We start from the raw sequence: 15,025 nt of genomic DNA on the forward strand, positions 1-15,025 counted from the left end.
CCGGGATGCATGGCCCGGGCCAAGGGCGTATGATGCGAACAGTTCTTATTTGAGTAAGCCCAGTGCGCCTGTCAGACGCGCCGAAAGGTGCCCAAGCCGTGGTCAAGTCCGTCACTGATGCCCATCCCGCCGACCCGATTGCGCAGCGCCTGCGCGACCTGGGCTTTGTCGCAGGCGAACCCGTGCGCCTCGTCGCCAAGGGCCCCCTGGGTGGTGATCCGCTGCTCATCCAGATTGGTTCGACGCGCTTCGCGCTTCGCCGCAACGAGGCGGCTCGCGTGGAAGTGAGCGTGGAGGGCGCCGCATGAGCGCCGCCAGCCTGCGCGTTGCCCTGGTCGGCAACCCCAACTGCGGCAAGACGGCGCTGTTCAACCAGCTCACCGGCGGCCGCCAGAAGGTGGCCAACTACGCCGGCGTCACGGTGGAACGCAAGGAAGGCCGCTTCGTGGGGCCTTCCGGCCGCACGCTGCACGTACTCGACCTCCCCGGCGCCTACAGCTTCGATGCCACCAGCCCCGATGAAGCCATCACTCGCGACGTCTGCCTGGGCCGTTATCCGGGCGAGGCCGTACCCGACCTGATCGTCTGCGTGGCCGATGCCACCAACCTGCGCCTGCACCTGCGCTTCGTGCTCGAAGTGCGGCGCCTGGGCCGGCCCATGGTGCTCGCGCTCAACATGATGGATGCGGCACGTCGTCGCGGCATCGACATCGACGTGGCCGAACTCTCGCGCCGCCTCGGCATTCCGGTGGTGGAAACCATCGCCGTGAAGCGCGGAGGCGCGAAGGGCCTCATCGAGCGCATCGACAGCGCGGTGCCGGAGATCCAGCCCTCGGCCGTCGACCAGGCAAACGTCGAGCAGCTGCACGCCGAAGTGCGCTCCATCCTCGCCGCAACGGTCACCACATCGCGCGACAACGCGGCCCTCGACGATGCCATCGACCGCTGGGTGCTGCACCCGGTGTTCGGCCTGGGCATCCTCGCCGTGCTTATGTTCATGATCTTCCAGGCGGTATTCTCATGGGCGCAGCCGGTGATGGATGCGATCCAGGCCGGTGTCACGGGCCTGGGCAACGTCGTCACCAGCGTGCTGCCCGAGGACAGCGCACTGCACAGCCTGCTCAACGACGGCGTATTCGCCGGCCTGGGCGCCGTGCTGGTGTTCCTGCCGCAGATCCTGATCCTGTTCCTGTTCATCCTGGTGCTGGAGGAATCCGGCTACCTGCCGCGCGCGGCCTTCCTGCTCGACAAGATGATGTTCCGCGTGGGCCTTACCGGTCGCGCCTTCATCCCGCTGCTGTCCAGCTTCGCCTGTGCCATTCCCGGCATCATGGCCACGCGCAGCATCCAGGACCCTCGCGACCGGCTCACCACGATCCTCGTCGCACCGCTGATGACCTGCTCGGCGCGCCTGCCCGTATACACGCTGCTCATCGCCGCATTCATTCCCGATCGCGCGGTGTGGGGCATCTTCAACCTGCAGGGCATCGTGCTGTTCGTGCTGTATTTCGCGGGCATCTTCAGCGCGCTGGGCGTGGCCTTCGTTATCAAGCGCATGCGCAAGGACAAAAGCGAACACGCGCTCATCATGGAGCTTCCGTCCTACCGCCTGCCCAACGTGCGCGATATCGCGCTGGGCCTGTGGGAGCGCGCGCTGATCTTCCTGAAGCGCGTCGGCGGCATCATCCTCGCGCTCACCGTACTGCTGTGGTTCCTGTCCAGTTTCCCGGGGCCGCCGGAAGGCGCTACGGGCCCGGCCATCGATTACAGCCTGGCCGGCCGTCTGGGGCGCATCCTGGAATACGTGTTCGCCCCCATCGGCTTCAACTGGCAGATCTGCATCGCGCTGGTGCCGGGTCTTGCCGCCCGCGAAGTTGCGGTGGCCGCGCTGGGCACCGTCTATGCGATGTCCGGCAGCGACGATGCCGTGGCATCGCAGCTGGGTCCCGTCATCGCCCATCAGTGGTCGCTTGCCACGGCGCTGTCGTTGCTGGCCTGGTACGTGTTCGCACCGCAGTGCATGTCCACGCTGGCGGTGATCCGCCGCGAAACCAATTCCTGGCGCAACGTGGCAGTAGCCGCCGGTTACCTGTTCGGCCTGGCCTATCTCGCTTCGCTCGCCACCTACCAGATCGCGAGGGCGCTCTCGTGAATACCTTCCAGATCGTGCAGGCCGCCATCATCGGCATCGTCGTGCTGGCCAGTACCTGGGTCGCGTTCCGCAAGCTGCTGCCCAGGACATCCACGCGCGTGATGGCGGGCATGTCGGCCAGCCTCAACCATGACGGCCGCCCGGCCTTCGTGCGTAGCCTGGGCCGCAGGCTGCAGCCTGCCAGCGCATCGGGCAGCTGCGGTGATGGCTGCGATTCCTGCAACAGCTGCGGCCCGGCACCGGCCGCACGCACCGATTCCCAGCCGCTGACATTCAAATCACGGCAGTGATCCGGTTCACCCAGGCGACGGAGGTTTGCGCTTCCGTCGCCTGCGCATGCTCCACCAGCCCACCGCCAGGTTCACGGCAAACCAGGCACCGATAAGTGCCAGTGGCCATGCGATGACGGCGGGCCAGAACACGGCCACCAAGGTCAGCACGGCTGCCAGCACCGTACCCGCCAGAAGCGGGCCGCTTTCCGTATCCCCCAGCACGCGATGCTGCGTGATCGCCGCACCCACCGTATTGGCGATGCGCAGCGCGCCTGCCGCTGCGCGACTGGAACTGCCGCCCGCATGTTTCGGGCGTGGCGGACGCGGCGTGCGGCTGCGCATGCGTTCGTTGCCGTTACGGCGATTGCGCGGACGCAGGAGGATCTCCGTAGCGTTGTCGAGATCGCTCAGGTACTGCGTTTCCAGTTGCGCCGCGACGCCATCATCCTCGATGGCGACGTCGATTTCCCGGTTGCTCAGCCAGCTCGCGATATTGAGGTTCGATGAGCCCACGCGCGCCCAGCGTCCGTCGGCCACCGCCGTCTTGGCGTGCAGCATCGAGCCGTTCCATTCGAAGACGCGGATACCCGCCTTGAGCAGCGGGCGGTATCCCGAGCGCGACATGCCCGCCACCATGGGAATGTCGCTGGTGCCGGGCACCAGCAGGCGCACGTCCACGCCATCGCGCGCCGCCGCGGATAGTGCCTGCACATAAGGCGCCACGCCGACGAAGTAGGCATCGGTCAGCCATAGCGTGCGTCGGGCCATCGCGGCCACCATCTGGTCGAGGCGATACATGCCGGCCGTGCTGGGTTGCGTCGCGATCACGCGCAGGGATACGTCGCCCGCGATGGGCGGGGTGGGAGAAAGCAGGGTATCGGGAAGCGGTCCGCCGGCTTCCCGCCAGCTGTCGGCAAAGGCATGTTCGATCTCGGCGACAGCGGGGCCCCGCAGCGCCACACCGGTGTCGCGCCACGGCGGCACGTTGCGCTCCGGTTCGCCCAGCCATTTTTCGCTGATGCATACCCCCGACAGAAAACCGAGTTCGCCATCCACCGAAAGCACCTTGCGGTGATCGCGGCTGACCCAGCCAAACGAGCTGCCCAGGCGGGGCGGATTGAAGATGCGTATCTCGCCGCCGGCGGCGCGCAGTTCGTTCCAGAACGAGCGGCGTGACTGGCCCATGCAACCGACCCAGTCCGCGATCACCGCGACGAAGACGCCTGCGCGGGCACGTTCCGCCAGGGCATCGAGGAAGCTGCGGCCGATGCGGTCGTCGCGGATGATGTAGTTTTCCAGCAGCACATAGCGCCGGGCCTTCGCGATGGCATCCAGCCATGCGTCATAGTGAGCCTGGGCGTCGATCAGCAGCTCGACGGCATTGCCGCCGATGAGCGGTGCTCCTGCACTGCGGCTCAGCGCCTGCTCGGCGAACAGGCGGTGGGCGAAGCCCGTACTGTGGTGACGTAGGTTCATGGGCGCCGAGTGTACCGACATCCCGCATGGGCGCCGTCAATGCCCAGGAGCAGCGGTGATCGCCGCAAGGCGCCGTTTCGCGAGGATGTTGCCGCGATCCAGCCGTAGTGCCCGCCTGTAGTCACGGATGGCCTGCTCGCTCATGTCCTGCATGTCCTCCATGGTGGCTCGTGACGACCAGGCCTCACTGCTTCGTGGCAGCACCTCCGTCCATAGCAGGGCCACTCTCGATGCCTTCGCCGTATCGCCGGTCGCCATGAGCTGTGATATCCACTGTGAGAACGTGTCGTTGGCGAGCTGGAATCCGGGGTGCTGGCGTGCATAGGGGCGATAGACGTTCATCGGATCGTCATTGGTGGCATCGAGCCGTGCTGCGAAATCAGCACGATTGCCTGACGATGACGTGGCATGCCGTCTCATGACCGTCAGGGTGCCGGGCGGCACATGGTTCTGCAGGGATGTCGCGTCGAGAAAGGCCCGGGCAGTGTCATCATGTTTCAGACGCTCGTCCAGGAAGGCCAGCGTATAGCGCTCCATCCATGCGTAGCTTTCAAGTCGCTGTGCAAGCGTTGTGTCCGTGTGGACTGCCATGCTGCCCAGGCGCAGGCTCTGTGCGGAGAGATCCTGGTGGAACAGTCGCTTCATGCCGATCAGGGTCAGGTCGGCATGGGAGATATGGGCGACAAAACTCTGTGGCCACGCATCCCTGGCGGGGACGATGGGATCTTCCCGGTCGGCAATGAACAGCATGGGCGTGGTGAAGTCTTCGGCAACGATATCCGGTGCAGCCCGTAGAAGACGGGGAAAATAACGAAGCGAACCATCCCATTCCACGATGGCCCGGATACGTTTGTCTGCCGCTGCTGCAAACGCACCCGACATGCCGCCCCAGCTATAGCCCACCACGGCGAGTTTTGTGGTGTCCGCAAAAGGCAGTGATCCGGCATAGCCGATCAGGAAGCCGATATCCGCTGCCTGTGCCCGCGTGCTTGCAAGGTCGTGGGGAAGGCGACCATCGGTCATGTAACCGCCATCGATGCCGTGAGATGGGCTGGCGATGACCACATAGCCGTGGCTGGCAAGGTACTCGCACAGCCAGTCGTTCTCGAAGGCAGGCGAACTGTCGCTGGCTACATAGATGACAACGGGAAAGCGCCCGCTGGCTGGTGATGCATCGCGTGATGCGGCAACAGGGGCATCGCGCCACCGGGCCATATCCCCCGCCGTGGTACCCAGCACGGTGTAGGCGCGCAGGCTCGCGTCTGTCCGGGTTCTGCGTTCTGCCGGTGTACGTGAAAAGTCGTTCTCGGCGACCCCTAGTTCCAGGTAATCCTCGTACCGCAAGGCCTTGCCGCGCTGGGTGGCGGGATACCAGATCAGTGTCTGCACCGGTCGCGCGGCATGTTCCCCGTTATCGCTACGGGACGCATCGGATTGTTCGACGACACGGAAACCGACCTGCCATGAACCCGGAGTGGCCGGTGAGGGTGGTGATGATTCGACGGCATGCGCGATGGAGCACAGGAGCAAGGAAATGATGAGCAGGATTGCGCGCAAGCTTCTGGCCTCCTTTTCAGAAGGGGCGATCATAACGCTGGTCGCGAGAGCGCCGGCCTCCAGACACCTTGTGTCTGGAGGCCGGCGGCGGGTGCAGCTGGCGCTAATGATCGCAATTTATTGCGAAACGCAGTCGCTTGTGAGCCTGCGCATACGTAATGTGCGGCTGGTCACATTTGAGGGCGGGGGTGGCGGGAGGGTGGGCACGTTCTACCTGGAAGGGGGGAAACGCGCCTCCGTGCAGGATACAAATCCGGCATGGCGGTGAACATCATCGAGTCAATGCTCAGGGAGAAAGATATGCCTTCGATGAAGGGGTCCATCGTGTGTCGTCCGGTTCGTTCCGCCATGCTGGCGGCGCTGCTCGTTGCCACGCCGCTCGCTTCGGCTGTTGCCGCACAGGCCAGTCAGGATGTCGTTGCCACGGCCCGCGCCCAGGCGGTGCAGGCCTGGCACGACAACATCAATCGCCAGGCGCCGCCGGCCGACGGCTGCTTCCGCGCCACCTACCCGAGCGCCGTGTGGACGGCAGAGCGTTGCGGCCCGGTGCCGTCGTTCCGTTCGGTGCAGCCGGCCGATGCCGTTTCGCCGGCAAGCAGCCGCAGCACGGTCTCTGCCCGTACGGAAAGCAGTGTCTTCAACGCCGGCAACGGTTATGACTATGCCGCCCGCACCGGCCAGCTCACGCGCTCGGCCACGGGCAGCTTCCCGACCGTCACGGGTGTCAGCTCCGGTTCGGACGACTACTCGCTGCAGATCAACACCAACATGGGCAGCAATACCTCGGCCTGCCAGCGCTATGGCTATTCCAGCTGCCAGGTGTGGGAGCAGTTCATCTATTCGACTGACCCGGGTACCGGCTCGCCGGGCGCCTTCATCCAGAACTGGTTCTACGTCTCCGATGCATCGGCCTATCGCCGCACCGGCTGCCCTTCGGGCTGGAACGCCTATTCGGCCCAGCTGGCCTGCTACCGCAACAGCAATCTGGTGAGCGTCGACTATGTGCCCATCACCAGCATTGGCAGCATCAAGCTCGCGGGTTCTGCCTCGGTCAACGGCAACGACACGGTGACCTTCACGGTCAACGGCGTGGCGCACTCCGTCAGCCAGTCGGGGAGCACGCTCGCCATCGGTTCGGTCTGGAAGAACTCCGAGTTCAACATTTTCGGCAATGGTTCCAATGATCCCGTGGCGTCGTTCAACAGCGGGTCGTCGGTAAGTGTGAAGGTGGCTGTCAATGACGGCACCACCAATGCACCGACCTGCGTCGGCCCCAACAACGGTGGCACCACGGGCGAGGAAAACAACCTCACCCTTGGCCGCTGCACCGCCTCGGGCGGCAGCACGCCGTCCATCCAGTTCGCCCAGTCGAACTGATCGCGAAGCCATGAGCGAACGCCCGGGACAGCCCGGGCGTTCGTGTTTGTACCATCCATGTAGAATCCGGTCGTTCCGGGCTTCCAGGAGCTGCAATGACCGATCAGGATGCTATTCCCGTTTCCACCTACGAGCGTCGCGCCGGATGGGCGGGGCTGCTTTTCTGGCTGGGCACGCTCTGTCTCTGGATTCCACCCTTGCTTCTGGTCGTGATCGGCCTGGGCGGGGGAGGGATGATGGCGTTCTACGGAGCAGTGAGCATCCTCGACATTGGCGTGATCGTCACGCCGTTGGGTCTTGTCATGTTGATTGCCTACGCCGTCATCGGGCGGCCATGGCGGAGGCCATTGGGTGCCGTGTGGATATTCTGGCTGGAATTGCTCGTCTTCATCCTGGTGCTTCCCGTAGCGGTGCGCTTCCTGACGGACTGATCAAGGCGCATATCGCCACGTAGATTGAATATTTCGTGTGCCGCAAACACATCGATTCACGACCGTAAGGTTTCCGGAAGGACGCCGGTGCGCCAAGCGCCCACCGTCGCGTCACCTCATTCACCGGAACCAACCATGCGCATCCGATTGCTTCTGCTCACACCGATACAAGGTGTACGTTCCGTCGCATGTCGATGGAGGCACACATGAAGCGCGTCACCCTTTTACTGGCGGATGAAGAGGCCCTTCTGCGCGACGGGCTGGCGGCACTGCTCGCCATCGATCCGCGTTTCGACATCGTGGGAAGCACGGGGGATGGGCGCGAACTCGTGCGACAGGCTTTGCGCGGGCAGCCTGACCTGATTCTTTTCGACTGTGCCATGCGCGGACTGAGTGGTCTGGAAGCTGCCCGACGCATCGCGCCGCGCTGCCCGAAGACCCGCATGCTTTGCCTGTCTTCATACGAGGATACGCGTTGGATTCGCGCCGCATTCGATGCGGGAGCGCATGGATATATCCTGAAGCGTGCGGATTTCGATGTGCTTGTCTCAGCCATCGATGCCGTACTGCAATCGCGCTACGTCGTGAGCCCCGAACTTGAACACCTGGTGTCGCTCGATCAGCGCGGTCGCCAGGTCGAAATGGAGCCGGAAGTGGCTCTGAGCGCGCGGGAACGTGAAATTACCCAGCTATACGCGGAAGGGTATTCCACGAAGGAGATCGCCGGGCGCCTGCACGTAAGTATCAAGACCGTAGGCACACATCGCGAGCACATCATGGCCAAGCTCGGCATCCAGGGCCTTGCCCAGCTCACGCGCTATGCGCTGCGTGAGGGCATCACAGTACTCGATCCCTGAAACTCCCTGCCGTCGTTCCAGCGAAAGCTGGAACCCAGCGCCTCGGTTCATCGGTAGACACGACCACGTCTGATCGGCTCGTGTGTAGGTAGCCCTGTCGCTAAAACCTAACGCATCGCACTGGATCCCTGCTTTCGAAGGGATGACGGGGTAGGTTGGGTGTCGCAAACGCACAGCCGTCGTTCCAGCGAAAGCTGGAACCCAGCGCCCCGGTTCACCAGTAGGCACGACCACGTCTCATCGGCTCGTGTGCAGGTAGCCCTGTCGCTAAAACCTACCGCACCGCACTGGATCCCTGCTTTCGCAGGGACGACGGGTAGGTTAGGTGTCGCAAACGCACAGCCGTCGTTCCAGCGAAAGCTGGAACCCAGCGCCTCGGTTCACCAGTAGACACGACCACGTCTCATCGGCTCGTGCGTAGGTAGCCCTGTCGCTAAAACCTAACGCACCGCACTGGATCCCTGCTTTCGCAGGGATGACGGGTAGGTTGGGTGTCGCAAACGCACAGCACAGCCGTCGTTCCAGCGAAAGCTGGAACCCAGCGCCTCGGTTCACCGATGGACACGACCACGTCTCATCGGCTCGTGTGTAGGTAGCCCTGTCGCTAAAACCTACCGCACCGCACTGGGTCCCTGCTTTCGCAGGGACGACGGGGTAGGTTGGGTGTCGCAAACGCACAGCCGTGTGGGGGATGGGTGGGGGACAGAACCTGCGAGTTGCGTCGTACTCATGCAAGCATCAGGAAAAACCTGATTTTTGAGATCTGGCCTGCAATCAGGTTTTTCCCGATGTCGCCATATTCCGCCGGACGGGATAGTCGCCGCCACCGACGCATTCGTTGCGTCGATCACGGAGAATCCCGATGGCCGATTTCAAGAGCTTCTTTCCGACCCTGCTCCGGCATGAGGGCGGATTCGTCAATGACCCCGCCGACCCGGGTGGTGCCACCAACAAGGGCATTACGCTGGCGACCTTCAATCGTTGCGCCCAATCCCTGCTTGGCGTGGCACCGTCGATCACGACGCTGCGCGCCCTGACCGACGACCAGGCCGCCACGATCTACAAGGCGTTGTACTGGGATGCCATACGCGGTGACCAGATCGCCTTGCAGCCGCTGGCGAACATCCTCTTCGACTTCAACGTCAATGCAGGTGCGCAGGCCGTGCGTCTATTGCAGCGCGTGCTCAACGACCTGGGCGCCTCTCCCCAGCTGGCCATCGATGGCGTAATGGGTGCGGGCACGGCCGCTGCCATTGGCAAGGCAGATGCGTATGCCGTGTATGCCCGCTACAAGCAGGGCAGGGTGGATTACTACAAGGCACTGGTGGAGCGTCGCCCATCACTGCAGAAGTTCCTGAAGGGCTGGCTGGCGCGCGTCGCATCGTTTCCCGACCTGCCGGCGCCCACTGGCGGGAGCCATTGACCGATGGCCACGCAGACCTCCCTCAACGAGCTGATCGAAGCGATCGCAGGCGCGGTAGTGGATGCGCAGGATCGGATCGAGCAGCACCAGATGGCACATCTGAGCGATTTCTTCGACGAGGACAATCGTCCGAAGAGCGTCGTGATCCGCATGCCATCGATGCAGCCGGGTGCCGGCGAAGGCGACGAGGACCTGTACCGGGCGCCGATCCTGCCCCTGGTATCCACCAATGTCCTGCGCATCAAGGACGTTGAAATCCGTTTCGATGCCGACCTTGGCAATCTCGTTGACGATGCGCCACCCACGCCCGACGACACCGATCCTGGCACTGCGCCGCGCGACTGGCAGGTAAGGCCCAAGGCATCGCGTTCCCATGTGCGCGTGGATACCTCGGTGGGCGCCAAGGGGCGTACGGCAGGCGCCGTGCATGTCGTCCTGCGCGTGGAGGGCAGCGAGCCCACCGATGGCGCGGCACGCCTCATGAATCATCTTGCGCAGACCCAGGGGGTCTTCAAGACGTTCCAGCCGGGCGACTGATATGTCCTGCCCGGCGAACCATGGCGGCATGTCGCTCGCCATGTCATGCAGTCCCATGAAGGAGTAACGAAATGCCCGACGAACTCGTAAACATGTCCAGCCAGTTCAAAGGCCTGCCGATGGGCGAACTCATCGGCGGCCCGCTCTATGCCGCCTGTGAGGCCCAGGTCAAGCTCGCACAGGCTACCGCCGACTTCATCAAGGTCATCGGCTTCCTGCCGCCGGCCGAGAGCGACCCGAAGGGCGTGGGTGCCACGCGTACCGCGCAGTTCAAGTTCAAGCGCCCCGTGGATGATCCGTCTGGAAAGGGCATCGCGGAAGAAGAAGTCGAGATCGAGGTGCCGTTGCTGGCCATCGTGAAGGTGCCCAGCCTCAGCATCACCAATGTCGACATCACTTTCGATATGGAAGTGAAGTCGTCTTTCAGCCAGAAGGAGTCGGAAGACAAGAAGGGTGAATTCTCCGCCGACATGTCGATCGGCTGGGGTGTTTTCTCGGCAAAGGTGCATGTGGCCGGTTCGGTGGCCACGCATAAGGAAAACACGCGCAGCTCCGACAACTCGGCGAAGTACCACGTCGCCGTCCACGCCGAGGACAAGGGCATGCCGGAAGGCCTGGCCCGTGTCCTGGACATCCTGCAGACCGCGTGCGCGCCGCGTCGGGTCAGCGCCCCGGTGGCCGTGGAGCAGGAAAAGCAGGCGGCCTGATCGCCCGGCACCATTCCGTGGCGCCTGCAAGGCGTCACGGTTCTATCGGAGTGAACCATGTTCGATCTCAGCGACGTGAAATTCGTCAAGCGGGTGGTCGTCGGTACCGACAACCCCAACCAGGTGCGTTCGGAAGCGCAGATCGAGGAAGCGCGGGCCATGCTCAACCGCTGCCTTACCGATTCGCCTCGCGGCAGCATCATCGGCACGGAAAAGAGCTTCACGATTCTCCAGGTGGGCGAGCACCAGGTCGTTCTGCAGTGGATCTGCTACCACGTGGGCTTTCCTCGCAAGCCCGGCTGGTTGCAGGAAGCCTGAGGCCGCGCCCATGACGATATGCTCGCTGGATACCTTCATGTACGGCTTGCGCATGGCCATCATGGCTGCCGACGAGGCCGTTCGCGCCCGACGGGAAAGCGTGCTGCGTGGCGACATCGGACGACACTTGCAGGTCCATATCCCGGAATCTCCGGCGGTCGATGCTCCGCTGGTACCGATGGTGTTACCACTGCATCTGTTCCGTGATCCCGGCAACCCCCGGATGGCTTTTCTCTCGGTGGAATTCGACGTGCGTTTCCGCCAGCGTCGTATTCGTGGAGAGCGCCGGCCTGTGCTGTTCCTCGACATGCGCAAGCCACGCTTGCGCTGGTTCGGGCGTGGCGCCATGCAGCGCCTGCGCATTTCCTACCGCCTGACGGACCACTGGGAGCCTCGAGTCGAGCTGGACGGCCGCGTGCTGTCCCTGCCACCCATGGCGGGTCAGAAGGCATGAAGCGCCTCGACCAGCTACGTATTCCGGACGAATGGGGCATATCGATGCTCGCCCATGTCCGCACATCGAAACCGCCGCGACGTTTACCGCGCTGGCTTTACTACCTGCTCGTCACGGCATTCACGGCCCTGATCGCGGCAGGCGCACTGAAGCAGTACTTCACCCAAACCTGAAGGAGTCATGCCATGAAAGTCACATACCACCTTGCTTCCCTGTTCGTTCTTTCCGCTTTTCTCGCTACCGCCCATGCAAGCGAACACGCCCCTGCGGGTGCCTGGCGAGGCCTTGTGTCCGGTGATGCAGGCAGGCCACCCATTGCCACGCGGCTCGATTTCCAGCCGGACCGGGTGAACATCATTTTCGACGAACCCGCGAACTGCCGCCTGGCGGCAAGCTACCTGGACAGCGATGCCTCAGGCTACCGCTACAACGTGAAGGTGCCCGTCAACGGCGGCAAGTTCTGCGACGCCCTGTATGGCAAGCAGCTGGTGGTGTCGCGCAATGCGGACGGCACGCTGAAGTTTGCCTTGCCCGTATCCCAACCGAAGTGGATCGGCACGTTCAAGCCGGTTCCTTCCGCACCATGAGGAGGCCAGCATGGATAGCGTGCTTCTGACGCGTTTCTGGTTGCTGCTGGCCGCGGTGGGCGGTGCCATCCTTCCCGTGGCGCTCAGCCAGGAGGAATCGCGACGCCGAGCCGTCATCCAGGTGGTCTGCGGTGCTCTCACCGCCATCTTCCTGGCACCTGCCCTGGAGAAACGATTCATGTCCGATTCGTCGGCCGAAATACAGGCCGCGGTGTCGTTCCTCGTGGGTTGTTTCGGCCTGAAGCTGGCCGTGATCGTGCAGCGGCTGATCGACAGTCGTGGCGAGTCCATTGCCAACCGTGTCATCGACCGTATTGCCGGAGGCGACGAAAAATGAGCCTGATCGTGGTCAATCTATGTTGCAGCGTCGTCATGGCGCTGTCCGGCCTGTGGTTGCTCACCGAGACCGCCATGCCAAGGATCGTGCGCATCTTCTGTGCATTGATCGCCTGCGGCGGCAGCGTGAACTCGCTGGGGATGGTGGCCGACCTGTTCCAGGTGGGGGGATTTGCCTACGGCGATATCTGGCCGGGCGAGGCAATCATCAACGTGGGGCTGGCGGCCATGCTCGGACGCTGGACATGGCTGTATCGCAAGCGGCGGGCGCGCTTTGCCTGATCACGCCGCCGGAGCCGGAGAGCCGGCAACCCCGGGGCGGGCCGGACCGCTCCGGGGCCGGGCTTTACGCGATCTTTATGCACGTCGCGCGTGTCACGTTTCAGTTCGCGTCGATCCGCCAAGATGACGGGTTGAAGCGCCCGAAGAATGGACATGGGAAGGGAACACACACCATGCATTCATTGGGGATATTCATGCTTCGACCGATCGTACTGGGCTTAACCCTGGCACTTGCCCTGCCGACCGCCTGCCTGGCTGCGGAAGAACAACCCAGCTTCAGCCCGACATCGTTTCTCTCCGATCGGGACGAGCAGGACCTGCTGAAGCAGGTTCCGGCCGCAAAGCCGGAAGACGTGGCGTCTCCCGACGCTATCGTCAGGGCCATGCACGACGCGGTGAGCGGTCCCCGCGGCCAGTGGGACGATCGCCGCCTGCGTTCGCTTTTCATCCCTGATGCGCTCATCGAATACACCGATGAAGACGGAAAGAATCCTCCTCGCCTGCGTACCATCACCGTGGATGAACTGGTGCGCATCCTGAAGGATCTGCACCAGAAGGTCGCATGGTACGAGAAGGCCGGTGCCTTGCATGTCACCGAGTTACATAGGAAGGGGGAGGGCCCGGTACTGGCAGTGGTACCGCATACCGGTAACGAAGGCACACGTCCCGTGACGGAGCCCGAAGCCAGCAGGCCGTCGACATCGGTGACGCAGCTCGTGAAGCTCCAGGGCCGCTGGTGGATCACGAGCCACGCCTGGTGAAGACGGATATGATCTCCTGGCCTTCAGGTCGGGAGGTCGCGATCTCTTTGCTGTCAGCGGTACCTATTCATCGCACCGGACGGAAGGCATCGCGCAGTTCCTCGGCAAACAGCTGTGGCTGTTCCCAGGCTGCGAAATGCCCGCCCTTGCTCACCTGGTGGTAGTAATACAACGATGGATAAGCCTGCTGGCTCCAGCTCTTCGGTGCCTTGTAGATCTCGCCCGGGAATACCGAGATGGCGACGGGAACCTTGATGTCATGGGTCTTCTGCGCGTCGGCGCTGAAGTTGTTGTTATTGTTTTCCCAGTAGAAGCGCGATGACGAGGCACCCGTGTTGGTGAGCCAGTAGAGCGTGATGTCATTGAGCATCTCGTCCTTCGTCAGCACCCGTTCCGGCACGCCGTCGCTGTCGCTCCACTGTGCGAACTTCTCGTACATCCACGCAGCCAGGCCAGCCGGCGAGTCGGACAGCGAATAGCCGATCGTCTGCGGGCGGGTGACCATCAGTGCGCCATAGGCGGCATTGCGGCCGAAGAACGTGCTGAGGGACTGATAGGCTTCGCGCTCCGGCGCACCCAGTGATTCGGGTGGGGCATCACCTGCGTTGATGCCTCTGACAAGGTTGCCGGGGATGGTAGCCGGCATGTTCAGGTGGATGGCAAGCAAGCCCTTCGGCGCCTGTCGTGCCAGTGCATCGGAAATGACCGAGCCATGATCGCCACCCTGGGAGACATAGTGTTTGTAGCCGAGGCGTTTCATCAGCGTATCCCACGCCCTGGCCGTGCGCTCCGGTCCCCAGCCCAGGCCGGTCGGTTTGCCTGAGAATCCATAACCCGGAATGGCAGGGATCACGACATCGAAGGCGTCCTCCGCCTTGCCGCCGAAGGCGGTGGGATCGGTCAGCGGGCCGATCGTCTTGATGAACTCGAAGGGTGAGCCGGGCCAGCCATGAGTGAGTATGACGGGCAGGGCGTTCTTGTGTTTCGAGCGGATATGGATGAACTGGATGTCCTCGCCGTCGATGGTGGTGACGAACTGGGGCAGGGCATTGAGCTGTGCCTCCGCTTTGCGCCAGTCGTAGTCCGTACCCCAATAGCGCACTAGCTCCTGCACGCGGGCCAGCTGGATGCCCTGCGACTGGTCGTTCACCGTTTCCTTGTCCGGCCAGCGGGTCTCAGCGATGCGACGGCGCAGATCGTCCAATTGCTCCTGGGGCACGTGGACATGGAATGGACGAATGCTTTCGTCGTTGCGCGTGGTTCCCGAGGGCGTGCCAGTTAACTGGCCGGTGGCATGGGCGAACGGGCTGTAGGCTGCCGGGGCGAGCACGGCCATGGCCAGTGCCATGGCCAGGGTGCGCGAAGCGAAGGAACGTCGGGCAGGTGTGTACGACATGGGCTTTCTCCTTGGGATCATCGGGCGGACATGCGGCGCGGTGTGTCAGGCGCCATCGGATGTCCGTAGTCTCGGTGTGCCGTTCAGCTGCACCATGTCGGG

At 63.4% G+C, this 15,025-nt stretch carries 19 protein-coding genes; 16 read left to right on the forward strand and 3 right to left on the reverse strand.

The genetic code is table 11. The features are described from left to right. Nucleotides 1–62: 62 nt before the first annotated feature. The 3 genes from HBF25_RS13165 to HBF25_RS13175 are packed head-to-tail and all read left to right on the forward strand — an operon-like array spanning nt 63 to nt 2,442. The gene (locus HBF25_RS13165) at nt 63–308 is read left to right on the forward strand and encodes a FeoA family protein (protein WP_166949113.1); all 246 of its coding nucleotides are present in this window, start codon (nt 63–65) and stop codon (nt 306–308) included. Continuing rightward, entirely contained in the window at nt 305–2,152 is a 1,848-nt protein-coding gene (feoB, locus tag HBF25_RS13170; RefSeq protein ID WP_166949115.1) for a ferrous iron transport protein B, read from the forward strand. Before HBF25_RS13165 ends, feoB begins: the two co-directional genes overlap by 4 nt. After that, a complete protein-coding gene (locus HBF25_RS13175) occupies nt 2,149–2,442 on the forward strand; it encodes a DUF6587 family protein (RefSeq protein ID WP_166949117.1) in 294 nt (97 codons plus the stop codon). Before feoB ends, HBF25_RS13175 begins: the two co-directional genes overlap by 4 nt. 6 nt (nt 2,443–2,448) lie before the next feature. Here HBF25_RS13175 and HBF25_RS13180 read toward each other — a convergent pair whose 3' ends face one another. Together HBF25_RS13180 and HBF25_RS13185 are read right to left on the reverse strand one after the other, a co-directional pair. Then, nucleotides 2,449–3,900: a phospholipase D-like domain-containing protein gene (locus HBF25_RS13180; RefSeq protein WP_166949119.1), complete on the reverse strand. Its 1,452-nt coding sequence runs from the start codon at nt 3,898–3,900 to the stop codon at nt 2,449–2,451. Between the two features lie 36 nt (nt 3,901–3,936). Next, nucleotides 3,937–5,457 carry a dienelactone hydrolase family protein gene (locus tag HBF25_RS13185; protein ID WP_166949121.1) on the reverse strand — a complete coding sequence of 507 codons (1,521 nt, stop codon included), beginning with the start codon at nt 5,455–5,457 and terminating at the stop codon, nt 3,937–3,939. Between the two features lie 300 nt (nt 5,458–5,757). Here HBF25_RS13185 and HBF25_RS13190 point away from each other — a divergent pair, with 300 nt between their 5' ends. From HBF25_RS13190 to HBF25_RS13250, 13 genes are all read left to right on the forward strand, one after another. Further along, nucleotides 5,758–6,834, forward strand: coding sequence for a hypothetical protein (locus tag HBF25_RS13190; RefSeq protein WP_243853211.1), 1,077 nt, complete (start codon nt 5,758–5,760; stop codon nt 6,832–6,834). A 95-nt stretch (nt 6,835–6,929) separates the two neighbouring features. Then, a complete protein-coding gene (locus HBF25_RS13195) occupies nt 6,930–7,265 on the forward strand; it encodes a hypothetical protein (RefSeq protein ID WP_166949122.1) in 336 nt (111 codons plus the stop codon). A gap of 206 nt (nt 7,266–7,471) precedes the next feature. Next, nucleotides 7,472–8,122: a response regulator gene (locus tag HBF25_RS13200; RefSeq protein ID WP_166949124.1), complete on the forward strand. Its 651-nt coding sequence runs from the start codon at nt 7,472–7,474 to the stop codon at nt 8,120–8,122. An 862-nt stretch (nt 8,123–8,984) separates the two neighbouring features. Continuing rightward, nucleotides 8,985–9,545: a glycoside hydrolase family 108 protein gene (locus HBF25_RS13205; protein WP_166949126.1), complete on the forward strand. Its 561-nt coding sequence runs from the start codon at nt 8,985–8,987 to the stop codon at nt 9,543–9,545. Between the two features lie 3 nt (nt 9,546–9,548). Further along, complete coding sequence (locus HBF25_RS13210; RefSeq protein WP_166949128.1) at nt 9,549–10,082, forward strand: DUF2589 domain-containing protein; 534 nt, start codon at nt 9,549–9,551, stop codon at nt 10,080–10,082. A 71-nt stretch (nt 10,083–10,153) separates the two neighbouring features. Beyond that, nucleotides 10,154–10,789, forward strand: coding sequence for a DUF2589 domain-containing protein (locus tag HBF25_RS13215; protein WP_166949130.1), 636 nt, complete (start codon nt 10,154–10,156; stop codon nt 10,787–10,789). A 57-nt stretch (nt 10,790–10,846) separates the two neighbouring features. Beyond that, entirely contained in the window at nt 10,847–11,107 is a 261-nt protein-coding gene (locus HBF25_RS13220) for a hypothetical protein (protein WP_166949132.1), read from the forward strand. Nucleotides 11,108–11,117: 10 nt separating this feature from the next. Beyond that, the gene (locus HBF25_RS13225) at nt 11,118–11,561 is read left to right on the forward strand and encodes a hypothetical protein (RefSeq protein WP_166949134.1); all 444 of its coding nucleotides are present in this window, start codon (nt 11,118–11,120) and stop codon (nt 11,559–11,561) included. Further along, complete coding sequence (locus HBF25_RS13230) at nt 11,558–11,734, forward strand: hypothetical protein (protein WP_166949136.1); 177 nt, start codon at nt 11,558–11,560, stop codon at nt 11,732–11,734. Before HBF25_RS13225 ends, HBF25_RS13230 begins: the two co-directional genes overlap by 4 nt. 12 nt (nt 11,735–11,746) lie before the next feature. Beyond that, nucleotides 11,747–12,148, forward strand: coding sequence for a hypothetical protein (locus tag HBF25_RS13235; protein WP_166949137.1), 402 nt, complete (start codon nt 11,747–11,749; stop codon nt 12,146–12,148). A gap of 10 nt (nt 12,149–12,158) precedes the next feature. Continuing rightward, nucleotides 12,159–12,485, forward strand: a complete 327-nt coding sequence (locus tag HBF25_RS13240) for a hypothetical protein (protein ID WP_166949139.1) — start codon at nt 12,159–12,161, stop codon at nt 12,483–12,485. Next, a complete protein-coding gene (locus HBF25_RS13245; RefSeq protein WP_166949141.1) occupies nt 12,482–12,766 on the forward strand; it encodes a hypothetical protein in 285 nt (94 codons plus the stop codon). Before HBF25_RS13240 ends, HBF25_RS13245 begins: the two co-directional genes overlap by 4 nt. 194 nt (nt 12,767–12,960) lie before the next feature. Then, nucleotides 12,961–13,527, forward strand: a complete 567-nt coding sequence (locus HBF25_RS13250) for a hypothetical protein (protein ID WP_166949143.1) — start codon at nt 12,961–12,963, stop codon at nt 13,525–13,527. A gap of 67 nt (nt 13,528–13,594) precedes the next feature. Here HBF25_RS13250 and HBF25_RS13255 read toward each other — a convergent pair whose 3' ends face one another. Beyond that, on the reverse strand, nt 13,595–14,923 hold the full coding sequence (locus tag HBF25_RS13255) for an epoxide hydrolase family protein (protein WP_166949144.1): 1,329 nt from the start codon (nt 14,921–14,923) through the stop codon (nt 13,595–13,597). Nucleotides 14,924–15,025: the final 102 nt, after the last annotated feature.

This window comes from Luteibacter anthropi, from assembly GCF_011759365.1.
GTDB lineage: Bacteria > Pseudomonadota > Gammaproteobacteria > Xanthomonadales > Rhodanobacteraceae > Luteibacter > Luteibacter anthropi.

Excerpts from the sequence above, each read along its gene's own strand:
- feoB (WP_166949115.1), top strand. The coding sequence starts at position 305 with ATGAGCGCCGCCAGCCTGCGCGTTGCCCTGGTCGGCAACCCCAACTGC.
- HBF25_RS13180 (WP_166949119.1), bottom strand. The coding sequence starts at position 3,900 with ATGAACCTACGTCACCACAGTACGGGCTTCGCCCACCGCCTGTTCGCC.
- HBF25_RS13190 (WP_243853211.1), top strand. The coding sequence starts at position 5,758 with ATGCCTTCGATGAAGGGGTCCATCGTGTGTCGTCCGGTTCGTTCCGCC.
- HBF25_RS13195 (WP_166949122.1), top strand. The coding sequence starts at position 6,930 with ATGACCGATCAGGATGCTATTCCCGTTTCCACCTACGAGCGTCGCGCC.
- HBF25_RS13200 (WP_166949124.1), top strand. The coding sequence starts at position 7,472 with ATGAAGCGCGTCACCCTTTTACTGGCGGATGAAGAGGCCCTTCTGCGC.
- HBF25_RS13205 (WP_166949126.1), top strand. The coding sequence starts at position 8,985 with ATGGCCGATTTCAAGAGCTTCTTTCCGACCCTGCTCCGGCATGAGGGC.
- HBF25_RS13210 (WP_166949128.1), top strand. The coding sequence starts at position 9,549 with ATGGCCACGCAGACCTCCCTCAACGAGCTGATCGAAGCGATCGCAGGC.
- HBF25_RS13215 (WP_166949130.1), top strand. The coding sequence starts at position 10,154 with ATGCCCGACGAACTCGTAAACATGTCCAGCCAGTTCAAAGGCCTGCCG.
- HBF25_RS13220 (WP_166949132.1), top strand. The coding sequence starts at position 10,847 with ATGTTCGATCTCAGCGACGTGAAATTCGTCAAGCGGGTGGTCGTCGGT.
- HBF25_RS13225 (WP_166949134.1), top strand. The coding sequence starts at position 11,118 with ATGACGATATGCTCGCTGGATACCTTCATGTACGGCTTGCGCATGGCC.
- HBF25_RS13230 (WP_166949136.1), top strand. The coding sequence starts at position 11,558 with ATGAAGCGCCTCGACCAGCTACGTATTCCGGACGAATGGGGCATATCG.
- HBF25_RS13235 (WP_166949137.1), top strand. The coding sequence starts at position 11,747 with ATGAAAGTCACATACCACCTTGCTTCCCTGTTCGTTCTTTCCGCTTTT.
- HBF25_RS13240 (WP_166949139.1), top strand. The coding sequence starts at position 12,159 with ATGGATAGCGTGCTTCTGACGCGTTTCTGGTTGCTGCTGGCCGCGGTG.
- HBF25_RS13245 (WP_166949141.1), top strand. The coding sequence starts at position 12,482 with ATGAGCCTGATCGTGGTCAATCTATGTTGCAGCGTCGTCATGGCGCTG.
- HBF25_RS13250 (WP_166949143.1), top strand. The coding sequence starts at position 12,961 with ATGCTTCGACCGATCGTACTGGGCTTAACCCTGGCACTTGCCCTGCCG.
- HBF25_RS13255 (WP_166949144.1), bottom strand. The coding sequence starts at position 14,923 with ATGTCGTACACACCTGCCCGACGTTCCTTCGCTTCGCGCACCCTGGCC.